Source organism: Streptomyces spiramyceticus (genome assembly GCF_028807635.1).
GTDB lineage: Bacteria > Actinomycetota > Actinomycetes > Streptomycetales > Streptomycetaceae > Streptomyces > Streptomyces spiramyceticus.
This window is the reverse complement of sequence record NZ_JARBAX010000002.1, coordinates 819090-840079: the sequence shown is the minus strand read 5'-3', so window position 1 is coordinate 840079 and position 20990 is coordinate 819090. Positions and strand designations below refer to the sequence as shown.

Sequence of the window (20990 nt, the reverse complement as noted above, 5' to 3'; positions counted from 1 at the left end):
CCGTGATCCGCGTTGTCGCCGTCGACGACGAGCAGCTGGTCCGTTCCGGACTGCGGCTGATCCTTGGGTCGGCGCCGGACATCGAGGTGGTCGCCGACTGCGGCGGGGCGCGGGCGGTCGAGACCATCCTCGCGCACCGGCCCGACGTAGTACTGCTGGATGTGCGCATGCCGGATGTGGACGGCCTGACGGTGCTGCGCGGCCTGCGCAGTGCTCTCGGCGGCCGGATTCCACCGGTGGCGATGCTCACCACGTTCGACGCGGACGAGTACCTCTCGGCGGCGCTGCGCCTGGGAGCCGTCGGATTCCTCCTGAAGGACACCGACCCCGAGCGGCTGATCAGCGCCGTGCGCGTGCTCGACGGCGGCGGCAGCACCCTGGATCCCGCCGTGACGCACGCCGTGATCGGCGGTTACGTCGACGCCTCGGCGGGTTCGGCGCCCGCCGTGCGGGCCGTACGCGCCCTTACGCCCCGGGAGCGCGAGGTGCTCACGCTGCTCGGTGCGGGGCTGTCCAACGCGGCGATCGCCGCGCGTCTGCGGCTGGCCCACAGCACGGTCAAGGACCACGTCAGCGTGGTGCTCGGAAAGCTGGGCGGCCTCAACCGGGTGCAGGCAGCGGTGCTCGCCGACCGCGCCGGCCTCCTCGTACGCGACGACGCAGCAGGCCCGGAGCCCCGGTGAAGAACGAACCGGTGAGGAACGACCCGGTGAGGAACGATGCGGTGAGGAACGACGCCGTGAGGAACCCAGTCGTCGCCCGGCTTCTCCCCTTGCTGCCCCTCCTGACGCTCCTCGGCCCCGTCGCCCTCGCGGCCACCGACGCGCTCCTCGTCAACGGCCTCGCACCCGGTACACCGCTCGCGGTGTCGCTCGCCGCCGCCGCGGCCCTGCTGCTGCGCCGCCGCTTCCCCGTCGCGGTGCTGCTCGCGACCCTGCCGGGGATGTACGTCGGGTACGTCTGGTTCGCCCCCATGATCGCCCTCTATACGGTGGCGTCCCGGCGCCCCGACCGTCGGCTGCTTCCCTTCTGCGGCCTGCTGGTCGCCGCCGCGCACTTCTTGCCGAACCCGCTCAGCGACCTGTCCGACCTGAAGCTGGACCGCGAAACCGTGCAGTACGCGGTCGACACAGTCCTGACGACCACCGCGCCCGTCGCCCTCGGACTCCTGGTCCGTACGCGCCGCGAACTCGCCGCCCGGCTCGCTGAACTGGCCGGCAGCCGCGCCCGCGAGGACCGGCTGCTGGCGGGGCAGGTCCTCGCCACCGAGCGGGCCAGGCTCGCCCGGGAGATGCATGACGTGGTCGCTCACCAAGTGAGCCTGATCAGCCTGCAGGCGGGTGCGCTGGGGGTGAGCAGTGCCGAGGGGCCGGTACGGGAGGTCTCGGGCACGATCCGTACGCTCGCCGTCCGTACGCTCGACGAGCTGCGCCACATGGTGGGCGTACTGCGCGCCGCCGGCGGCGACACGGAGGAGCTCACCCCGCAGCCCCGGCTCGCCGACCTCCCCCGGCTGGTGGCGGACAGTGCGCTCGACGTCGAGATCGACCTGGGTGAGTGCCTGTCCCGGGCCGACAGCCCACGGGCCCGGATCCCGGAAGCCGTCGAGCGGGCGGCCTTCCGTATCGTCCAGGAGGCCCTCACCAACGTACGCAAACACGCGCCGGGCGCCCGGGTCCGGGTCCGTGTCCGGCTGCGGGACGAGGACAGCCGCGAGTTGCACGTCGAGGTCCGCAACGGCCCGGCCGACCGCGCGGCCGCCCCGCTCGGCCTGCCGGGCGGCGGTCACGGCCTGGTCGGACTGCACGAGCGGGTCCAGCTGCTGGGCGGCGCCTTCGAGGCCGGTCCGACCGGCGATGCGGGCTTCCTCGTACGGGCCGTGCTGCCCAGCGCAGCCCCCTGACCGATCTGACGCGATCTCCCTCACCCCGGATCAGTCGTCCAGGGCCCATTCGACATCCACGACGCCGGGCACGGCCCGGACCAGGCGTGTCGCGACCGGAATAAGCCGGGTGTCCGGCAGTGTGCCGCTGAGCGTGACGACGCCGTTGTCGACTCGGACGTGCACCTCCGCGCCGGGTTCGGGGAAGAGCCGCTTGACGACTTCCCTCCGGATCTCGGCGGCGAGGTCTTCGTCCGGCCGGAGGAAGACTTTCAGCAGGTCGGAGCGGCTGACAACGCCGGAGATCCGGCCTGCCGCGTCCACCACGGGCAGGGACTTCAGGTGCTGGACCGCCATGGTGCGTGCGGCCTGCGCCAGGGTCGCGTCCTCGTGAATCGTCACGGCCGGGCTGCTCATGAGCTCCTCTGCGGTCGACCCGCCCGGCTCCTTTCCGGGCAGGAGATCCGCTTCCGACACGACGCCGACGACCCGGCGTTCGGCGTCGATGACCGGCATCATGCCGACCTTCCACCGGGCCATGGCCTCGACCATCTCCTTGAACGCCGCACCCCGCAGGACGGCGACCACGGGGTGGGACATGACGTCGCTCACGAAATGAGGCGGGCGGTTCATCCCCAGGTCCAATCCGCTACCTCCGGCATGTCCGTACCGTGCTCGCGGATCCAGGCATGGTGGCGGGTGCGGGCGTCCGCCATGGCCTGGCGTACGGCGATCGCGCGGACGGCGAGGCCGGGGACGCGGTCGATGACGTCCATGACGAGCCGGTAGCGGTCCAGGTCGTTGCGGACGACCATGTCGAAGGGTGTCGTCGTGGTGCCCATCTCCTTGTAGCCGCGGACGTGCAGGTTCGCGTGGCCGGCGCGCCGGTAGGCGAGCCGGTGGATCAGCCAGGGATAGCCGTGGTACGCGAAGATCACCGGGCTGTCGCGGGTGAACAGGGCGTCGTACTCGAAGCCGCCCATCCCGTGCGGGTGCTCCTCGCGCGGCATCAGCCGGGCGATGTCGACCACGTTGACGACCCGGACGGCCAGGTCCGGCAGATACCGGCGGAGCAGTCCGGCGGCGGCGAGGACTTCCTGGGTGGGGACGTCCCCGGCGCAGGCAAGGACGACGTCCGGCTCGCGCTCACCGTTCTCGGTACCGGCCCACTCCCAGATGCCGGCGCCGCGTGCGCAGTGGGCGCGGGCCTCTTCGAGGGTCAGCCAGTCGAAGCAGGGCTGCTTGCCGGCCACGATGACGTTGACGTAGTCGCGGCTGCGCAGGGCGTGGTCGGCCACCGACAGCAGGGTGTTGGCGTCCGGCGGCAGATAGACCCGGACCACCTCGGGGCTCTTGTTGAGTACGTGGTCGACGAAGCCGGGGTCCTGGTGGGAGAAGCCGTTGTGGTCCTGGCGCCAGACGTGCGAGGTGAGCAGGTAGTTGAGGGAGGCGACCGGGGCCCGCCACTGCAGGCTCCGGGACGTCTTGAGCCACTTGATGTGCTGGTTGACCATCGAGTCGACGATGTGGACGAACGCTTCGTAGCAGGAGAACAATCCGTGACGCCCGGTCAGCAGGTAGCCCTCCAGCCAGCCCTGGCAGAGGTGTTCGGAGAGGATCTCCATGACCCGGCCGTCGTGCGTCAGGTGTTCGTCGGTCGCCGTGACCTCTGCCTGCCATGCCTTGCCGGTGGCGTCGAAGACCGCGTCCAGCCGGTTGGAGGCCGTCTCGTCCGGTCCTACGACCCGGAAGTCCCTGTGCCCGGCGGAGTCCTTCATGATCTGCGCCAGGAGATTGCCCAGTACGCGGGTGGGCTCGTGCGTGGACGACCCCGGCTTGTCGACGGGAACGGCGAAGCGTTCGAGAGGCGCGATGGGCAGATCGCGTACGAGCAGGCCCCCGTTGGCGTGCGGTGTGGCGCCGAGCCTGCGGTCCCCGTCCGGCACGCAGGCCAGGACCTCCGGCCTGGGCCGCCCCGCCTCGTCGAAGAGTTCCTCCGGACGGTACGAGCGCAGCCACTGCTCCAGCTGGGCGAGGTGCCCTGCGTTTTCCCGTACGCCGGCGAGCGGCACCTGGTGGGCCCGCCAGGTGCCTTCGACGGGGGCGCCGTCCACCTCGGCCGGGCCGGTCCAGCCCTTCGGCGTACGCAGAACGATCACCGGCCAGCGGGGTCGCTCGGTCGCTCCTTCCTTACGGGCGGCGTGCTGGATACGGGCGATGTCGTCCAGGGCCTGGTCCATCGCGGCGGCCATGGCCTCGTGGACGCGGAGGGGGTCGTCGCCGCTGACGTGCAGGGGCTCGTGCCCGTAACCCCTCAACAACGCGTCGAGTTCGGTCTCCGGGAGCCGGGCCAGGACCGTCGGGTTGGCGATCTTGTAGCCGTTGAGGTGGAGGATGGGCAGCACCGCGCCGTCGTGGACGGGGTCCAGGAATTTGTTGGAGTGCCAGGAGGCGGCGAGGGGGCCGGTCTCGGCCTCGCCGTCTCCGACGACGCACGCGACGAGAAGATCCGGGTTGTCGAGCGCGGCGCCGTACGCGTGCGCCAGTGAATAGCCGAGCTCACCGCCCTCGTGGATGGACCCGGGCGTCTCGGGCGCGACATGGCTGGGGACCCCGCCGGGGAACGAGAACTGCCGGAAGAGCCGGGCCATGCCCGCTGCGTCCCGGCTCACGTCCGGATAGGTCTCGCTGTAGCTGCCCTCCAGCCAGGAGTTGGCAAGGACGGCGGGCCCGCCGTGGCCGGGCCCCCAGATGCACAGGGCGGAGAGGTCGCGTGCCTTGACGATCCGGTTGATGTGGGTGTGGACGAGGTTGAGGCCGGGGGCCGTGCCCCAGTGGCCGAGGAGGCGCGGCTTGATGTGGGCGGGCGCCAGCGGCTCTTTCAGCAGCGGGTTGCTCATCAGGTAGATCTGCCCGGCGGCGAGGTAGTTGGCCGCCCTCCAGTGGGCGTGGAGGCCGTCCAGCTCCTCGCGGCTCAGCGCCGTTCGGCCCCGAGGCTTGACTTTGGCCATGGATTCCTCCGTAACGTCGATACATGGGAGACAAAAAGGGCACTGGCGCGGGCAAGGGCGCGGGCAAGCGCAAGAAGCTGCCGCGACCGCTGTACGAGCGGGAGCTGTACCGGCTGCAGACCGAGCTCGCGAAGCTCCAGGAGTGGGTACGGGCCGAAGGTGCACGGGTTGTCGTGGTGTTCGAGGGGCGGGACGCGGCGGGCAAGGGAAGCACGATCAAACGGGTCACGGAGCGCCTCAATCCGCGGGTCGTACGCATCGTCGCGCTGCCGCGGCCCACCGAGCGCGAGCGCACCCAGTGGTATTTCCAGCGCTACACCCAGTACCTTCCCGCCGCGGGCGAAATAGTCCTGTTCGACCGGAGCTGGTACAACCGGGCCGGCGTCGAGCGCGTCATGGGTTTCTGTACCAAGGATGAGCACCAGCGCTTCCTGCACCAGTGCCCCATTTTCGAGCGGATGCTCGTGGAGGACGGCATCCTGCTGCGCAAATACTGGTTCTCGGTGAGCGACGAGGTCCAGGAGGAGCGGTTCCGCCGGCGACTGGAGGATCCCACCCGGCGCTGGAAGATCTCCGCGATGGACCTGGAGTCGATCACCCGTTGGGAGGCGTACTCCCGGGCGAAGGACGAGATGTTCGTCCATACGGACATCCCGGAGGCCCCTTGGTACGTCGTGGAGAGCGACGACAAGCGCCGGGCCCGGCTGAACATGATCGCCCATCTGCTGTCGAGCGTGCCGTACGAGCCGGTGACCCCGCCGGACCTGGAACTGCCTCCGCGACCCCCGTCGACGGGTTACGAAAGGCCGCCCCGTGACCTGCAGACATACGTCCCCGATCACGCGGCTGGGCTACGCGAGTAGCTCTCCCCCTGTGCTTTGCGAGCGTCGGCGTGATGATGGGTGCAGGAGTTGTCACCGCCGCATCGTGGGACGGTGTGGCTCCGCCGTCTTACCCGAAAGGGGTGGGCAGCCATGCACACAGTCGGAGTGAAGAGAACCGCCGCGGCTTCGGTCGCGGCGCTGACGCTGCTGGTCCTGGCGGCATGCGGTGGCAACGGCCAGGACGGCGCGGGCCGGGCGACGCCCGACAACCGGGCTGAGAAGCCCGCCGTGCCGGACGACCGCGTCCTCGCCGTGAAGATCGACAACGTACGGGCTGCCAGGCCGCCGACGGGCCTGGACAGGGCGGACATCGTCTACATCGAGCAGGTCGAGTCCGGCCTCAGCCGCCTACTCGCCGTCTACTCGTCCGACGTGCCCTCCGTCGTCGGCCCGGTGCGCAGCGCCCGCGAGTCGGACCTGGAGCTGCTCCGGCAGTTCAACCGGCCGACACTGGCCTACTCCGGCGAACAGGCCAAACTCAGGCCGCTCATCGATGCAGCACCGCTGGACGCCCTGCCGCCCTCAAAGGCACCGCGCGCATTCTTCCGCACCGGCGACCGTACGGCGCCGCACAACCTCTACCTGCGCCCCGGCGACACCCCGTACGAAACCTCCGGTGTGAACGCCGCCGAGAGCATCGGGCTCCGCTTCGCCGCCCCGCCGGGCGGCGGGAAACCCGTGAAGGAGCACACGGTCCGCTATCCCGCGGCGCGCTTCGCCTTCACCTGGTCAGCGGATCAGCAGCGGTGGCTGGTCGGCATGGACGGCTCCCCCGCCCGTACGGCCGACGGGAAGCGGCTGGGTGCCGCCAACATCGTCGTGCAGGACGTGACCGTGCGCCCGTCGGCCTTCCGGGACCGGTGGGGCAACGCGTCGCCGTTCACCGAGACCGTGGGCTCCGGCTCCGCGACCGTCCTGCGGGGCGGCAGGGCGTACGCCGCCGAGTGGGACAGGGACTCCGCCGAGTCGCGGACCGTGTTCACGACTCCGGACGGCAAGCGAATGACGTTCGCGTCCGGCCAGGTCTGGATCGTGTACGCGGCGCGGTGAGGCGTGGCCGGGCCCATCACGGCTCAGCTGCCCTTGCCGGGCCCCTCCTCCGGGCCCGGCTGCTCCGCCGCGGCCGGGTCCAGGATGCGGTTGAGGAAGTTCCGGGTCCGCTCGTGCTGCGGGTCGCCCACGACCTGTGCGGCCGGGCCCTCCTCGACGATCACACCGCCGTCCATGAACACGACCCGGTCGGCGACCTCGCGGGCGAAGCTCATCTCGTGGGTGACGACCATCATCGTCATGCCTTCCGAGGCGAGCACCCGCATGACGGCAAGGACGTCGCCGACGAGCTCCGGGTCGAGTGCGGAGGTCGGCTCGTCGAAGAGCATCACCTGGGGACTCATCACCAACGCCCGGGCGATGGCCACCCGTTGCTGCTGCCCGCCGGACAGCTGCGCCGGGTAGGCGTCCGCCTTCTCGGCCAGCCCGACGCGGTCCAGGTTTTCGCGGGCGACCTCTGCGGCCCGCGCCTTGTCCCGGCCCAGGACGCGCCGCTGGGGCAGGGTGAGGTTCTTGGTCACGGTCACGTGCGGGAAGAGGTTGAACTGCTGGAAGACCATGCCGATGCGGCGGCGTACCGCGTCGATGTCGACGTCGAGGTCGGTGACCTCCGTGCCGCCGACGAAGACCTGGCCGGAGGTGGGCTCCTCCAGGAGGTTGACGCAGCGCAGCAGAGTCGACTTGCCCGAGCCGGAGGGGCCGATGACGCACACCACCTCGCCCCTGGCGATGGTCAGGTCGATGCCCCGCAGGACCTCGTTGTCCCCGAACGACTTGTGCAGGCCCCGGATTTCGATCTCCGGATGGTCCATGGCCGCGCTGTCCGTCTTCTTCACTTACCTGGCCTTTTCTGCTCGGGCTTCAAGGCGGCGTACCACGAAGCTCAGGGGCACGGTCACCAGCAGATAGCACAGGCCTGCGACCAGGATCGGGGTGGAGTTGGCGGTCTGGCTGGCCAGGTCCCTGCCGAATTTGGTCAGTTCGCGCTCCTGGAGCGTCACGCCGAGGAACAGCACCAGCGAGGAGTCCTTGAACAGCAGGACCAGCTCATTGGTCAGCGGCGGGATGACGATACGGAACGCCTGCGGGATGATCACGGACACCATGGCCCTGGCGTGCGAGAAGCCCAGCGAACGGGCCGCCTCCATCTGCCCCTTCGGTACGGCCTGGATGCCTGCCCTGATGGTCTCGGCCATGTAGGCGGCGGCCACCAGTCCGAGGCCGAGGGCGACCTTGCCGTACGTATCGCCGGGGATTTCCGTTCCGGGAAACGCCAGCGGTACCGCGACGCCCACGAAGATGAAGATCAGCAGGGCGGGCAGGCCACGGAAGAACTCGATGTAGACACTGGCGACCCACCGGTAGGGGGCCACGGACGACAGCCGCATCAGCGCGATGACGAGGCCGAGTACGAGGCCGAACGCGAAGCCGGAGAGGGTGTAGACGACCGTGTTGCGCAGGGCGGTGGTGATGATTTCGGGGAAGAGCTCCCCGGCGAGGTCCTTCTGCGCGAACTGGTTCTGCAGCCGGTCCCAGTCGGCCTTGAGGCCGATCAGAACCAGGACCGCGACGAACACCGCGTACTGAATGCCCTGCGAAACTCGGCGCCGCTGTCGCCTGGTGAGGCGAGAGGTCACGACTGGCCCTTGGGCAGCGGGCCGATCCACTGCTCGTACAGCTTCTTGTACGTGCCGTCGGCCTTGGCGTCCTTGATGGCCTTGTCGATGGCGGCGCGCAGCTTGTCGTTGCCCTTCTTCACCGAGAAGCCGTACTGCTCGCCGGTCTCGATGTTCTGGCCGAGCACGAACTGGTCGGCGTTGGCCTTGTCCTTGAGCCAGCCCTGGACGACGGGATAGTCGATCACGACGGCGTCGACCTGGCCGGTGCGCAGCCCGTTGAGCACGGCGTCGGAGCTTTCGAACGCGACGGGGTCGAAGCCCTGGCCCGTGGCGTAACTCTCGCCGGTGGTCTCCGCCTGGGCGCCGAGCTTCTTCTTCATGGACTTCACGTCGGCCAGAGACTTGACGCCGCTCTTCTTGGAGGCGAGGAGAGCCTGGGTCGCGTCGAAGTAGGGGACCGAGAAGTCGACGTTCTTCTTGCGCTCGTCGGTGATGGTCATGCCGGCGGCCGCGAGGTCACACTCGCCCGAGTTGAGGAACGCCCCCGTCTTGAAGTTCTCGAACGGGGTGTCGCGGATTTCCTGCTCGACCTTCAGGTTCTTCGCCACGAGGTCGATGAGAGCCACGTCGAAGCCGACGACCTTGCCGCTCTGCTCGAACTGGAACGGCGGGTAGGGCAGGTGGGTGCAGGTGGTCAGCTTCCCCTTCTTGACCACAGGTACGCCGCCCGCTGCCTCGCCGGGCCCGTCGTCGTCCGAACCACAGCCGGCGACGAGGAACAGCCCGGCCGCGGCGACGCCGGCGGTCGCGAGGGTACGGATGCGGCGGGCGCGGTGACCGTTGGCCGTCCTGGACACGGTTGACCTCCATGGGTGCGGGGGCGGCTGAGGAACGGAGCCCCGTCAGCCATGATCGTAGGGTAGCGGGGGGTTGCTGCGGGGGTGGCTGCGCGGGGTTCTTGCGCCAGTCGGGGAGCGGGGCGGGAGCGAACCGGTTCAGTCGCGTGTGGGCCAGCCGAGTGTGGGGTAGCAGTGCGCCCGGACCTCGGGCAGGTCCAACTCCGGACGCCAGGCGCGCAGTACCGCGGCCGACGGTGCGAAGAGCTGCGTGGGCACATCGGCTGCGGCGAACCACTCCCAGCGTGCGATCTTCAGCGGTTCGGTGACGTGCGGGGCGCCCGCCGCCGTCTCCAGTACCGCGGCGGCGGTGACGCGGGTGATGCCGACGGCTCCGTCCATCAGTACGGCGACGATCCGGACGGCGCCGGCTTCGGCGCGCAGCGCGGTCTCCTCCGCCAGCTCGCGCACGGCGGCGTCCTCGAAGCTCTCGCCGGGGTCGACCTTGCCGCCCGGCAGCTCCCAGCGGCCGTCGTGGCCGAGCCCCAGGAGGATGCGCCCGGCCGGGTCCACGACGATGACGCCGACGCCGGTCAGGGCGTTCGGCGTGGGGCGGGCGCGTTCGGGGCGCTCGGGGCGTTCGGCCGCGGGGTGGGCCGTCATGTGTTCCTCCTGGGATCAGGGGCGCGGGCAGTGCGCGAGAGCTTCGACGTGGCAGCGTAATCGTGCGCCTGCCGATGTGCGGAGGTGGTCGGCCCGGGTGATGCTCGTGCTGTGACTGTGCCGACTCCTCTGCCCCTCCTGTTGGGTGCGAACGTCGATCCCACCTGGTCCGATCCACTGCGGGCGGTCCTGCGCGCCAGGCGGATCGAGGAGGCCGGGCTCGATCTGATCACCCTCCAGGACCGTCCGTCGTTCTACGACCCGTGGGCCCTGACGAACTGGATTCTCGCCTCAACGGACCGGCTGCTGGTCCTGCCCACGGTCTTCAACCTGCCGCTGCGCCGGCGTGCCGTGGTCGCGAGGTCCGCGGCCACCGCGTTCCTGCTGTCCGACGGACGCGTTCAGCTGGGACTGGGGGCCCGTACGGGCGAGGTCCTCGACACGCTCAGCAACGGCATCGACGTCGTGCACGCGATGTGGCGGGGTGAGCGGGACGAGCGGGAGGGCGTGACCGGAGGTCTGGGCATCTGGCTCGACGTGCTGGATCCGCGTGCGCTGCGGCTGCTCGGCGCGAAGGCCGACGGCTGGATCGCGTCGAGCAGCTACTTCGGCCCTGCCGAACTACCCAGGGGCAATGGCCTGATCAAGGCGGGCGCGGAGGAGGTGGGCCGCGATCCGGCGGAGCTGACGCGGATGCGGAAGGTCTACAACATCGCGGGCCTCATCGGGGCGGAGGCGGTCGATCCGTTCCACGGGTCGGTGCGGCAGTGGGCGGATGCGCTGGTCACTCTGGTGCGGGAGGACGCGATGAACGCGTTCGTGTACTGGCCGGAGGACGACCACGACCGCCAGACGGATATTTTCGCGGGCGAGGTGGCACCGCTGGTGCGGGAGGCGGTGAGTGGTGGCGGGGGCGCGGCATCGTAGACCGGACACCCCCTAGGGGAAAGAAACCGTCAGGCCGCGACCCGCACCCTCCGCGCCGACATCCACGCGTACACCAGCACACCCGCGAACAAGAACAGCACCCCCTGGTACACCGCCGCATACCCGGACCCCGCCACCAGCCACATCGAGAACCCGAACGCAAGCACCGCGAGGACCCCGTCGCGTACCAGGCGGCGGCGGTTGACGCGGGCGGACTGGCCCGAGGCCAGGAAGTAGATCTGGGCGGCCGTCGACAGCAGGTACGGCACCGTGGCCGTGAACGTCGTGACCAGCACCAGGATCTCGAAGACGCCCTCGGAGCCCGCCGTGTAGTTGTAGACGGTCAGCAGCGACGCCAGGACGACCGTCACCAGCACGCCGACCACCGGAACGCCGCGCCGCTTCGTGGCGAACACCGCCGGGAAGAGCCCGTCCTTGGCAGCGGCGTACGGCGTCTGCGCACTCAGCAGCGTCCAGCCGTTGAGCGCGCCGACCATCGAGACCAGCGCCGCGCAGGCGACCGCGGTGCCGCCCCACGAGCCGCCGAACATCGCGTTCACGGCGTCCGAGAAGGGCGCGGTCGAGCCGACGAGCTTGTCGTGGGCGACCGTGCCGAAGACCGAGAGCGTACCCAGCAGATAGATCAGCGCGGCGCCGAGCGTGCCGAGAATCGTCGCCCGGCCGACGTTGCGCCGCGGGTCGCGGACCTCGCCCGCGCTGACCGCCGCCGACTCCACGCCGAGGTAGCTGAAGAGCAGGATGGCGGCGGAGGCGGAGATCGCGCCGAGCGGGCTCGAATCACTGGCCTGGAAGGGGCCGAGGTTCGCGGTGTCGAAGAAGAAGAGTCCGCCGACCGCGACGAGCAGCAGCGGTGCGAACTTCAGTACGGTCGCGATGAGCTGGACCGCGCCGACGTAGCGCGTACCGGCCAGGTTGGCGAGTGCGGGCAGCCACTGGAGCACCAGCGCGGCCGTGATGGTGGCGGCGACGGAGCCCTGTACGGGTATGAGGACGTCGAGGTAGCCGACCGCGGCCACGGCGAGCGCGGCGTTCGACACCCAGGTGGTGATCCAGTAGCTCCAGGCGGCGAGGAAGCCGGCGAAGTCGCCGAAGGCCTCGCGTGCGTAGACGTACGGGCCGCCGGTCTGCGGATGCTTCTCCGCGAGCCGCCCGAAGACCAGGGCGAGCGCGATCGCGCCGAGGGTGAGGACGCCGAAGGCGACCAGGCTGATGGTGCCGAAGGGGGCGACGGAGGCGGGGAGCAGGAAGATCCCGCCGCCGATGATGTTGCCCATGACCAGGGCGGTCGCGACCGGCAGTCCGAATCGCCGGGCGTGCTTGTTCTGTTCGACAGCGGCGTCCTGGGCCGGAGGGGCCGCGGTCGTCGTAGCCGTTGGGGTGATCGTGCTGGTCATGGGGTGTGGTGCGCCTCTCTCCGTGCCAAAACCCGACCATGGTCGGATACGGGGAACAGCGCACCAAATCAGGCAGATTTATCCTGTACGGCGCCGCCAGTAACCGGAATATGTCCTTCAGCACTGCGTTCCGGCGGGGAATCCTCCGTCGTCGCCACCGGCACCTGCGGCCCCTGGCACTCCCGCAGCCAGCGCCTCAGCACCTCGTGCAGCTGCTCCGCGCCGACCAGCTCGTGCCCGTCGGCGACCGGCGCCGAGAGGGTGTACGGGGACAGCAGGAACGGCCGGGCCTGCTCGCCGCCGAGGCCGCCGTGCGATCCGATCTGCTCCTCGAAGGCGTGCACACGGCCGGTGGCCGGGTCGTGCCAGGAGTTGACCATGATGTCGGCGACATGGGGGAAGGCGTCCGTACGCCGTACCGCCTCGGCCGCGCCCGGGCCGAAGACCGCCAGCGGCCCGGTGTCACCGGTGCCGTCGTCGTCCAGGCGTATTTCGGCTCCGTCGGCCCCGAGCACCAGCGCGCCGTGCTCCTCGCTCCGTACGAGCAGGAAGCCGATGCCGGGGTGATTGGCGAGGGTGGTGAGCAGCGCGGGGTGGCGGCGGTCGATCCGCTCGCGGGTCGCCCGGCCCCTGGCGTCGGGGAACGAGATCAGCCCCAGATTGCCCGACGCGAGCACGACCGGATCGGTGCCGGGCCCGGGGTGCGCGTCCTCGCCCTCCACCACCGGCCTGTGCAGCGCGATCCGTACCGCGTCGCGCGCCTCGGAGGCACTGACGGTGCGCGCCGCCCGGCGTGGGACCGGCAGCCCGCAGCCGGCCCTGACGAGGTCGGCGAGCGTCAGCCCGTACGCGTCCGCGAAGGTCTGACCGGGGCTCTGCCCGTGGTCGGAGAGGAGGACGATCCGGTACGCGCGCGGGGCGTGCTCGGCAACCTTGACGATCAGCGCGAGCGAGCGGTCGAGCCGCTCCAGGACCTTCTTCGCGTCCACACTGTGCGGCCCCGAGTGGTGTGCCACCTCGTCGTACGCGACGAGGTCGGCGTAGACGGCAGTGCGCCCGGCGAGCATGTCGCCCAGCACGGCGGCGACGACCACGTCCCGCTCGACGACGGTCGCGAAGGCCCGGATGAAGGGGTAGAAGCCGCCACGCTTCACCCGGGGGACGTCTGCGCGCAGTCGCGCGCGGGTGGACTGGCCGATCTCCCGGCCGACTTCGGCGACGAAGGACATGGCGGTACGTACGGCGTTGGCGGGGTCCGAGAAGTACGCGAAGTAGCCGGCGCGGGACCGGTTGGACTTGCCGCGTCTGGCGGCGATGGCCAGGACGAGGGCGAGCTGGTCGGCGCCGCCGCTGAAGAGATTGCCACGACTCGCGCCGTCGAAGGTGAGCAGCCCACCGTCGCCCGTGCGCTCGACGGCGCGGCGCTGCATGAGGGCGGCGCTGGCCGGGCGGCTGGAGACGACGATCTCGCCGGTGTCCTTCTCGTACCAGCGGAAGGCGGGGACGTCGTGGTTGCTGCCGTGCAGGATGCCGAGCTGGCTGGCGGCGGTCTGGCTGGACCAGTCGGTGCGCCACGCGGTGAGCCGGTGCGAGGGCTCCTCCCCTTCGAGCCAGCTTGCGACGGTCGGCATCAGCCCGTCGTCGACCGCCTCTCGCAGTACGTCGTGGCCGACGCCGTCGAGCTGCAGGAAGAGCGTGCCGGGCAGTCCGGTGCGCCCGTCGTCGCCGCCCCGCCTGCGGCGGCGCTGTGCGAGCCGGGAGAGCCTGCGCCGGTACGCCTCGTCGTCGCGGACGGCGAGGGCACCGGATGTCGCGGAGGCGACGGCGGACATGACGGCGGCCACCACGACCGCGGTCTCGGGGTCGGCCTCGCCGCGCCCGTCGGGGATGAGGCTGAGCGCGATGAGCAGCAGCGAACCGTTGAGGAAGAAGGCCAGCAGACCGAGGACGAGTGCGGGGACGAGCAGCAGCGCCCGTACGGCCAACGGCCAGACGAGCGCACCGAGGAGACCGAAGGCGCCCGCGCCCCAGGCCGCGGTGAGCGCTACCTGGGTGATGCTGTCGCGGTCGTCGGCCCGGAGCTGGAAGTCCGGCAGGATGCCGGCGAGCACCAGCATGGTGAGCGTCGAGACCGCCCACACGGTGACCACGCGCAGTGCGGCGCTGCCCGTACTGCGCCATCGACCTCGGACCACGCCGTAATCACCTCACGTCCCGGCCCGCGCCTGTGGGCCGGTCTCCAGCCTGGCACAACGGGAACGGCGCGGAGTGGCGGTGGGGCGGGGTTCAGCGGTCCGTCAGCAGCCGTCGTATCCGGCCGTCGGCATCGACAGTCTGCGGTGGACGCTGGCCTTCATGGCGGCGTTGTACGCGGGCTCGTCGAGGCCCGCGGTCTCCAGGCGTACGCCGCGGCGCTCGCACTCGGCGGAGAATTCGGGGACCGACGTCAACGCCCGTTCCAGTACGCGTTCGTTGGGTGCGACGAACAGGTCGACCGTGCCCGCGTCGATGTCGGCCCACAGGCCGCAGTGGTCGGGACGCATCCCGTAGAAGAGCAACTGCCGTGTGACGACGTATCCCTTGTCGGCCGCCCATCGCGCGCACATCGCCTGCTGGCTGCGGGTGTCCACCAGGAACGGATCGCTGTCGAGCTCCTCCAGCGGAGTCAGGCTGGCAATGGCCGCCACTCTTACCTCGTCCATGACCCGACCCCCTGTGCTAGCTGTCGCCGCCGACCCTACTCCGATCGCGTCGCGGGGAGGAGGCGCACCCGAGGAGCATTCAGGGCGAGCGTTCAGGGCGGGGAGGAGTAGCCGCACGAGTGGCAGATCTTCCAGCCGTCCTGGGTGACCGCCAGGACGCCCCCGCAGCGGGGGCACTGCTCGGAGTGCGTGGTCATGGCGCTGCCCTCCCCTTCGTCCCCCGGATTGCTACCCCCGCACATTCATGAACAGACTCGACCCCTTCACGCACGCATCAGGACATTTGCGATCAGGCCCGCCGCGCACCGCCTACGCTCGTACCGAGAACTCGTACCGAGGACTCGTACCGAGGACTCGTACCGAGGACTCGTACCGCGAGACCGACGCCACCGACAGCGAGGAGGCCGTTCGTGCCGGTGGAGATCACCTGGTGGGGTCATGCCACGTGCACCGTCGAGGACTCCGGTGTCCGGCTGCTGACCGACCCGCTGTTCGCGCGGCGCCTGGCCCATCTGCGGCGCAGGCGCGGCGCGCTGCCGCCGCCCGATGCCGCCGTGGCCGACGCGGTACTCGTCTCGCACATGCACTCCGACCATCTGCATCTGCCTTCGCTGGCCCGGCTCGCGCCCGGGACGACGCTGATCGTGCCGCGCGGCGCCTCGCGCGCCGTGCCCGCACTGCGCAGGCTCTCCGGGCTGCGCATCACCGAGGTTGCGGCCGGCGAGGAAGTGCGGGTTAAGGATCTGCTCGTACGGGCCGTTCCCGCGCTGCACGACGGGCGGCGGCTCCCGGTCGGGCCGCACCGCGCGCCCGCCCTCGGCTATGTCGTCACCGGTGAGGCGCGCACGTATTTCGCCGGGGACACGGGGCTCTTCGACGGCATGGCGGAGGCCGTCGGGCCGGTCGATGTGGCGCTGCTGCCCGTCGGCGGCTGGGGGCCCTTCCTCGGGCACGAGCACCTGGACGCGGGACGGGCGGCGCAGGCGCTCGCCCGGCTCGCGCCGGTGGCGGCCGTGCCGGTGCACTACGGCACGTACTGGCCGATCGGCCTCGACGGGTTCAGACCGCACGAGTTCCACTCCCCCGGCGACGAGTTCGTACGGAAGGCTGCGAGGCTCGCGCCGGAGGTCGCCGTGCACCGGCTCGGGCACGGCGAGAGCGTCCGGCCCGAGGCCACCCGGTGATTCAAGCGGTGTTGAACCAGGCGGTGTTGACCCAAGAAGTGGTCGGCCAGGTGCCCCCGGAGTCGACCCAGCAGGCCGTCGGCTATCCGGCGCTGTTCCTGCTGGTCGTGCTGGGGTCGCTGGTGCCGGTGGTGCCCACGGGTGCGCTGGTGAGTACGGCGGCCGTGGTGGCCTTCCACCAGCTCGACCCGTTCGCGCTGCTTGTCGTCTTCGCGCTGGCTTCGTCCGCCGCCTTCCTCGGGGACATGGGCCTGTACTGGCTGGGCGTGCGCGGCGTCCGCTCCAGGAACGGTTCGCGCTGGCTGGAAGCGCTGCGCAAGCGGGCCGCCCCCGACCGCCTCGAACAGGCGCAGCGCAAGCTCCACGAGCACGGTTCGCAGGTGCTGGTGCTCTCCCGCCTGGTGCCGGCCGGCCGCATTCCGGTGATGCTGGCGTGCCTGTTCTCCCGGATGCCGATGCGCCGCTTCGCCCGCGGCGACGTACCGGCCTGCCTCGCATGGGCGGCGGCGTACCAGCTGATCGGGATCCTGGGCGGGTCGCTCTTCCCCGAGCCGTGGCAGGGCGTGGTCGCAGCGGTCGCGCTTGCGCTGCTGATCAGCGGGGCGCCGACGGTGTGGCGCAGGCTGCGGCGTACGTAACCCTGGGTGCCCTGGGTGTCCGTACGCCGCAATCGCCCTACGAGCCCTACGGGCCCTACGGCGTCAGTACGCGCGACCCGCCGATCGGCAGGTCCCACAGCGCCTCGCGCACGCGGCCCGCCTTCTCCCAGGCCGTACGCACCCGGGTCAGCGGCTCCAGCACCGGCTCGGCGGAGAGCAGGAACGTCCCCCAGTGCATGGGCGCCATGCGCTCCGCACCGAGGTCGTCGCAGGCCTGCACCGCCTCTTCCGGATCCGCGTGTACGTCGCTGAGCCACCAGCGGGGGTTGTACGCGCCGATCGGGAGCAGCGCGAGGTCGATGCCGGGGTGGCGGGCGCCGATCTCGCTGAACCAGTGGCCGTAGCCGGTGTCGCCCGCGAAGTACACACGTTCCCCGAGGCCGTTGCTCCGGTCGCTTTCGCCCCGACGGTCGCTCAGCACCCAGCCGCCCCACAGCGAGCGGCACGTGTCGGTGAGGGAGCGCTTGCTCCAGTGGTGGGCGGGGACGAAGTCGAAGCGGACGCCGCCCAGTTCCGCGCCCTCCCACCAGTCGAGCTCGGTGACCCGGGTGAAGCCACGGCGCCGGCACCAGCGGGCCAGTCCGGCCGGGACGAAGAGCGGGGTGTCCCGGGGGAGCCGCTTGAGAGTGGGGGCGTCCAAGTGGTCGTAGTGGTTGTGGCTGATGACCACCGCGTCGACTGGCGGCAGGTCGGCCCAGCGGATGCCGACGGGGGTGACACGGGCCGGCGTACCGAGGATCTTGCGCGACCAGACGGGGTCGGTGAGGACCGTGAGTCCGCCGATGCGGATCACCCAACTGGCGTGGCCCGCCCAGGTGACGGCGACGGTGGACGCACCGGCGGCGGGCATGGGGCCGGGCTCGTAAGGCACCAGCGCCGCGTCGCGGAGCGCTTCGGGCCCCGGGCGCAGGGCTCCCTCGCGGGCAAGCTTGGTGAAGGCTTTGACGCCGGGGAGCGGGGTGGTGAGGCGGTCGGCGAAGGACCGGGGCCAGGTGCGGATCTCGCCCAGAGGGCGGGTGTGGATGTCGCCCAGAGGGCGGGTGCGGATGTCGCCCTGGGGGCGGGGTGGGGCGAGTGTGTGAGGCGGGGTGAGGGAGCGCTCGGTCTGCTGTTCCGTCTCCGTCATCGAAGGGGCTCCATTCGGTGGCGTACGCCGGCGTAGGGGTTATCGCAGTTCGTCGAAGGCCGATCCGAAAGTGCTCAACGCCCGGGTCACATGCGGCAATTCCAGTGGCTCCACTGCCGTGAGGGACTCCATACGCTGCTCCGGGGTTGCCCCGAGCAGCGGAGCCGTCGCGATCCTGACGCGCAGGGTGTCCATTTCGTCGCCGAAACGGTGACCGCCGGGTACGGGCGCACCGAGGCGCTCGCTCAGGTAATCCTCCAGCTCCATGGAGTCGGTGACGCCTCGGGCTGCCAGGCCGGTGCGCAGCGGGGCGAGGTCGGCGTACAGGTGACGGCCCGCCTGCGGGGGGCGGGCGAGGGCGCCGGACGCGAGGACGGCGCGGTGCGCGGCGGCGGCGACGCGTGCGTGCAGGGCGGTCGCGGCCACGACTCCGGCGGCGACGGGCTCCGGTTCGCCGAGCGCGTACGCCGCTGCCTCGGCGACGGGACGCGGCACGACGGCGCCGGTGGCGGTGAGGAGGTCGAGGGTCCTGGCGCGCAGTCCGGCGCCCTCACCGGTGACGGGGAGGCGGGCCACGGCGACGGGCCAGCCGGTCGGGGTGCAGGCGCCGGCCAGGTCGGCGAGGACCGTCACGTGGCCGGGGAACATCTCGGCAGGTCTGAGAAACACCGTCTCCTGCGGCCGGTGAAGGGTGTCGCCCCACGTCTCGTCGCTGATGACGTGCAGCCCCTCGGAGACCGCGGCCTCGCAGACCTCGTGCACGACTTCGGGCGGGGCGACGGTGCCGGTGGGGTCGTCGGGGACGGAGAGCAGCAGGAGCCGCGGATCGCCGCCCTCGTCGCGTACGCGTCGTACGGTCTCGAAAAGCGCGAAGGGGTCCGGTACGCCGCCGCACTCGGCCGGGGTCGGCACATGGTAGGCGGGGTGCCCGAGCATCCTGGCCTGCGGCACCCACCAGGCCGGGCAGGGCCGCGGCAGCAGTACGTCGCCTCCGATCGCGGCCATCAGAGCGAACAGCAGAGGCTGGGCGCCGGGAGCGGCGACCACGCACTCGGGCTCAGTGTGCAGCCCGCGCCGCTGCCAGTACCCGGTGGTCGCCGCGCGCAGGGCGGGTCCGCCGCCCGGCGGCTCGGGGTCCGGCCGTGCTGCTGCGGCGGCGAGTACGGCGGCGAGCTCGGGCAGCACGGGCAGCCCGGATTCGGGGGCGTGCGGCCCGTAACGGACGGGGCCGCGCCCTTCCGACACCGTCCGCTGCATGCGCCACCTCCACCGATCCACTGGGGACAACTGCCCGGCCTCAGTGCCCTGTATGTATACGGTTATACGGGGCATAGGGGTGACGCGCTTGTGGGACGGGGCTGTGTCACGGAGGGTCGTTCAATCTCTCGGGCCCGTCGGGCGCAGCGCGGCACCCTAAGTCGGTGGTGCGAGCCGGGACAGGTCCTTTTCCAGGCCGCGTCCCTTGCCGCTGACGACCGCCTCCGCGACGTCGGCGAGCTTGCGGTTCGAGCGCTGCGAGATGCGCCGCAGTACGCCGAACGCCTCGTCGGCCTCGCATCCGAGCACATGCATCAGGATCCCGCTCGCCCGGTCGATGACGGGACGCGAGCGCAGCGCCGTCTCCAGCTGGTCGACCTCCGCGAGGGCGGCGCGGTAGCGGCGGTCGCGGACGAGGCCTGCGGTGGCCTGTTCGCCGAGGATGCTCACCGGGCCGTGCGCGGCGTTCTCCAGGGATCCGGGGCGGAAACCGTAGAGGCTGACGGTGACCTCGATGCCGGCGCGGCGGAAGGGGATCGTGACGCTGGACCGTACGCCCGATTCGAGCGCCACGGCCCGGTACTCGGGCCACCTGTCCTCGTTCAGCAGGTCCTCGGCGTCCACCGGTTCGCCGCGGTCGATCGCCGTCGGAATGGGCCCGTCTCCCATGGCGAGCTGGACTGAGGCCAGCGCGGCCAGGTCCGGGTGCGTGGCGGTACTGCGGCGCTCCGCCGCACCGTCCGCGATCGTCGCGACGGCGCCGCAGCAGGCAGGGGCGCAGCGCGCGGCCTGCTCCGCCAGTTCGGACAACCGCCGGTCCGTGGAAGTGGACTCCGTTCCTTGCTGCTCAGGCTCCAGAAGCATGCCCGGGTTCCTTCCCTCTCCCTTGCGGCTTCCCCCGGTCCGCTTCGCAAAACTGCTGGGCACGTTAGCTTTCTCGTATGACGCAGACGGACGAGTTCGGCCAGGACCTTGCGGATTTCGTCAGGCGCGTCGGGGAGTTGAGGGCTGCCCGGTCCAGACCGTCCGGCGAGCACCTCACCGTTCTTGACGCGGCTCTCTTCGAACTCCAGCACGTGGCCGACACCTTGTGGCCCCGGTACGAACAGCTGGCCGCCGGGGCCCCCGCCGTCACGTCCGCCGACCGCCAGGAACGGCAGCTGCTCAAGGCCCTGTTCCAGCGGCTGCCGCTGCCGGTCGCCCTCATCGACCGGGACACCGTCGTGCGGCGCCTGAACTTCGCCGCGACGGGGCTCACCGGCGTACGGGCCGGATACGCGACGGGGCGCCCGCTGGCCGCTCTCCTCACGCCCGGCGACCGGGCCGCCTTCCGCTCGCAGGCCGCAGCCGTGGCGCGCGGCGAGGGTGCCCGCAGCCTTGTCGTCCATCTCCAACAGCGGCCGGGCGAGCCGCTCCTGGCCACGCTCAGCGCGCTTCGCCCGCCGGACGAGCCGCAGTCCGCGGTGCTCGCCGTCCTCCAGGCCGGGGTCTCCACCGGCGCGCACCCGCCGGCCGGGGCTGCGGGGGCCCGTGTGCCGAGCCAGGCGCTGCCCGATCTGTCGGAAACGACCAGGCACGCGGAGCTGATGGACCTGGTCGACGCGATGACGACGGCCCTGTTGTCCGCCGAGCCCGGGGACCGTACGGCGGCCCTCGGCAGCGCGGCGGGGGTGCTGCGCGGCCGCTTCGCCGACTGGGTGGTGGCCGACGCGGTCGAGGGCCGGTCGCTGAAGCGGCTGGTCGTACGGTGCCCCGACGAGCCCGGCGCCGAAGCG

General features: G+C 71.2%; 19 protein-coding genes and 1 pseudogene. 8 read left to right on the top strand and 12 right to left on the bottom strand.

Annotation, left to right across the window (positions count from 1 at the left end; translation table 11 throughout):
* Window positions 1–2: 2 nt before the first annotated feature.
* Complete coding sequence (locus tag PXH83_RS27365) at window positions 3–683, top strand: response regulator (RefSeq protein WP_274563912.1); 681 nt, start codon at window positions 3–5, stop codon at window positions 681–683.
* Window positions 684–739: 56 nt separating this feature from the next.
* Window positions 740–1903, top strand: a complete 1164-nt coding sequence (locus tag PXH83_RS27360; RefSeq protein ID WP_274563911.1) for a sensor histidine kinase — start codon at window positions 740–742, stop codon at window positions 1901–1903.
* 30 nt (window positions 1904–1933) lie between these two features.
* Here PXH83_RS27360 and PXH83_RS27355 read toward each other — a convergent pair whose 3' ends face one another.
* Together PXH83_RS27355 and PXH83_RS27350 are read right to left on the bottom strand one after the other, a co-directional pair.
* Window positions 1934–2515, bottom strand: coding sequence for a CBS domain-containing protein (locus PXH83_RS27355; protein ID WP_274563910.1), 582 nt, complete (start codon window positions 2513–2515; stop codon window positions 1934–1936).
* Entirely contained in the window at window positions 2512–4893 is a 2382-nt protein-coding gene (locus PXH83_RS27350; RefSeq protein ID WP_274563909.1) for a phosphoketolase family protein, read from the bottom strand. Before PXH83_RS27350 ends, PXH83_RS27355 begins: the two co-directional genes overlap by 4 nt.
* A gap of 23 nt (window positions 4894–4916) precedes the next feature.
* On the opposite strand from PXH83_RS27350, the gene ppk2 reads away from it, so the two are divergent.
* Both ppk2 and PXH83_RS27340 read left to right on the top strand, forming a co-directional pair.
* Entirely contained in the window at window positions 4917–5756 is an 840-nt protein-coding gene (ppk2, locus tag PXH83_RS27345; protein WP_274563908.1) for a polyphosphate kinase 2, read from the top strand.
* A 111-nt stretch (window positions 5757–5867) separates the two neighbouring features.
* Entirely contained in the window at window positions 5868–6827 is a 960-nt protein-coding gene (locus PXH83_RS27340; RefSeq protein ID WP_274563907.1) for a DUF3048 domain-containing protein, read from the top strand.
* A 23-nt stretch (window positions 6828–6850) separates the two neighbouring features.
* Here PXH83_RS27340 and PXH83_RS27335 read toward each other — a convergent pair whose 3' ends face one another.
* The 4 genes from PXH83_RS27335 to PXH83_RS27320 all read right to left on the bottom strand — a co-directional run bounded on the left by PXH83_RS27335 (window position 6851) and on the right by PXH83_RS27320 (window position 9945).
* Complete coding sequence (locus PXH83_RS27335) at window positions 6851–7639, bottom strand: amino acid ABC transporter ATP-binding protein (protein WP_274565185.1); 789 nt, start codon at window positions 7637–7639, stop codon at window positions 6851–6853.
* Window positions 7640–7663: 24 nt separating this feature from the next.
* Window positions 7664–8464 carry an amino acid ABC transporter permease gene (locus PXH83_RS27330; protein WP_274563906.1) on the bottom strand — a complete coding sequence of 267 codons (801 nt, stop codon included), beginning with the start codon at window positions 8462–8464 and terminating at the stop codon, window positions 7664–7666.
* Window positions 8461–9303 carry an ABC transporter substrate-binding protein gene (locus PXH83_RS27325; RefSeq protein ID WP_420803254.1) on the bottom strand — a complete coding sequence of 281 codons (843 nt, stop codon included), beginning with the start codon at window positions 9301–9303 and terminating at the stop codon, window positions 8461–8463. Before PXH83_RS27325 ends, PXH83_RS27330 begins: the two co-directional genes overlap by 4 nt.
* A gap of 138 nt (window positions 9304–9441) precedes the next feature.
* A complete protein-coding gene (locus tag PXH83_RS27320; protein WP_274563903.1) occupies window positions 9442–9945 on the bottom strand; it encodes a nucleotide triphosphate diphosphatase NUDT15 in 504 nt (167 codons plus the stop codon).
* Between the two features lie 111 nt (window positions 9946–10056).
* On the opposite strand from PXH83_RS27320, the gene PXH83_RS27315 reads away from it, so the two are divergent.
* Window positions 10057–10872, top strand: a complete 816-nt coding sequence (locus PXH83_RS27315) for an LLM class flavin-dependent oxidoreductase (protein ID WP_274563901.1) — start codon at window positions 10057–10059, stop codon at window positions 10870–10872.
* A gap of 29 nt (window positions 10873–10901) precedes the next feature.
* On the opposite strand, the gene PXH83_RS27310 is transcribed toward PXH83_RS27315, so the two are convergent.
* The 3 genes from PXH83_RS27310 to PXH83_RS27300 all read right to left on the bottom strand — a co-directional run bounded on the left by PXH83_RS27310 (window position 10902) and on the right by PXH83_RS27300 (window position 14989).
* On the bottom strand, window positions 10902–12287 hold the full coding sequence (locus tag PXH83_RS27310; RefSeq protein ID WP_274563899.1) for an amino acid permease: 1386 nt from the start codon (window positions 12285–12287) through the stop codon (window positions 10902–10904).
* 68 nt (window positions 12288–12355) lie between these two features.
* Window positions 12356–14482, bottom strand: a complete 2127-nt coding sequence (locus PXH83_RS27305; protein ID WP_274563897.1) for a phage holin family protein — start codon at window positions 14480–14482, stop codon at window positions 12356–12358.
* Window positions 14483–14584: 102 nt separating this feature from the next.
* Window positions 14585–14989 (bottom strand): hypothetical protein, encoded by a 405-nt coding sequence (locus tag PXH83_RS27300; RefSeq protein ID WP_214925304.1) that lies wholly within the window; start codon window positions 14987–14989, stop codon window positions 14585–14587.
* 410 nt (window positions 14990–15399) lie between these two features.
* On the opposite strand from PXH83_RS27300, the gene PXH83_RS27295 reads away from it, so the two are divergent.
* The gene (locus PXH83_RS27295) at window positions 15400–16173 is read left to right on the top strand and encodes an MBL fold metallo-hydrolase (protein WP_274563894.1); all 774 of its coding nucleotides are present in this window, start codon (window positions 15400–15402) and stop codon (window positions 16171–16173) included.
* 26 nt (window positions 16174–16199) lie between these two features.
* Entirely contained in the window at window positions 16200–16811 is a 612-nt protein-coding gene (locus PXH83_RS27290) for a DedA family protein (protein ID WP_274563893.1), read from the top strand.
* 55 nt (window positions 16812–16866) lie between these two features.
* On the opposite strand, the gene PXH83_RS27285 is transcribed toward PXH83_RS27290, so the two are convergent.
* From PXH83_RS27285 to PXH83_RS27275, 3 genes are all read right to left on the bottom strand, one after another.
* Complete coding sequence (locus tag PXH83_RS27285) at window positions 16867–17958, bottom strand: MBL fold metallo-hydrolase (RefSeq protein ID WP_274563892.1); 1092 nt, start codon at window positions 17956–17958, stop codon at window positions 16867–16869.
* Window positions 17959–17997: 39 nt separating this feature from the next.
* Entirely contained in the window at window positions 17998–19215 is a 1218-nt protein-coding gene (locus tag PXH83_RS27280; protein WP_274563891.1) for an aminotransferase class I/II-fold pyridoxal phosphate-dependent enzyme, read from the bottom strand.
* A 156-nt stretch (window positions 19216–19371) separates the two neighbouring features.
* Window positions 19372–20079, bottom strand: a complete 708-nt coding sequence (locus PXH83_RS27275; RefSeq protein WP_274563890.1) for an ANTAR domain-containing response regulator — start codon at window positions 20077–20079, stop codon at window positions 19372–19374.
* A gap of 77 nt (window positions 20080–20156) precedes the next feature.
* On the opposite strand from PXH83_RS27275, the pseudogene PXH83_RS32375 reads away from it, so the two are divergent.
* Window positions 20157–20684 (top strand): annotated as a pseudogene (locus PXH83_RS32375) (PAS domain-containing protein); the annotation flags it as partial.
* Window positions 20685–20990 lie beyond the last annotated feature (306 nt).

Excerpts from the sequence above, each read along its gene's own strand:
- PXH83_RS27300 (WP_214925304.1), bottom strand. The coding sequence starts at position 14,989 with ATGGACGAGGTAAGAGTGGCGGCCATTGCCAGCCTGACTCCGCTGGAG.
- PXH83_RS27355 (WP_274563910.1), bottom strand. The coding sequence starts at position 2,515 with ATGAACCGCCCGCCTCATTTCGTGAGCGACGTCATGTCCCACCCCGTG.
- PXH83_RS27335 (WP_274565185.1), bottom strand. The coding sequence starts at position 7,639 with ATGGACCATCCGGAGATCGAAATCCGGGGCCTGCACAAGTCGTTCGGG.
- PXH83_RS27280 (WP_274563891.1), bottom strand. The coding sequence starts at position 19,215 with ATGCAGCGGACGGTGTCGGAAGGGCGCGGCCCCGTCCGTTACGGGCCG.
- PXH83_RS27350 (WP_274563909.1), bottom strand. The coding sequence starts at position 4,893 with ATGGCCAAAGTCAAGCCTCGGGGCCGAACGGCGCTGAGCCGCGAGGAG.
- PXH83_RS27310 (WP_274563899.1), bottom strand. The coding sequence starts at position 12,287 with ATGACCAGCACGATCACCCCAACGGCTACGACGACCGCGGCCCCTCCG.
- PXH83_RS27275 (WP_274563890.1), bottom strand. The coding sequence starts at position 20,079 with ATGCTTCTGGAGCCTGAGCAGCAAGGAACGGAGTCCACTTCCACGGAC.
- PXH83_RS27340 (WP_274563907.1), top strand. The coding sequence starts at position 5,868 with ATGCACACAGTCGGAGTGAAGAGAACCGCCGCGGCTTCGGTCGCGGCG.
- PXH83_RS27285 (WP_274563892.1), bottom strand. The coding sequence starts at position 17,958 with ATGACGGAGACGGAACAGCAGACCGAGCGCTCCCTCACCCCGCCTCAC.
- PXH83_RS27320 (WP_274563903.1), bottom strand. The coding sequence starts at position 9,945 with ATGACGGCCCACCCCGCGGCCGAACGCCCCGAGCGCCCCGAACGCGCC.
- ppk2 (WP_274563908.1), top strand. The coding sequence starts at position 4,917 with ATGGGAGACAAAAAGGGCACTGGCGCGGGCAAGGGCGCGGGCAAGCGC.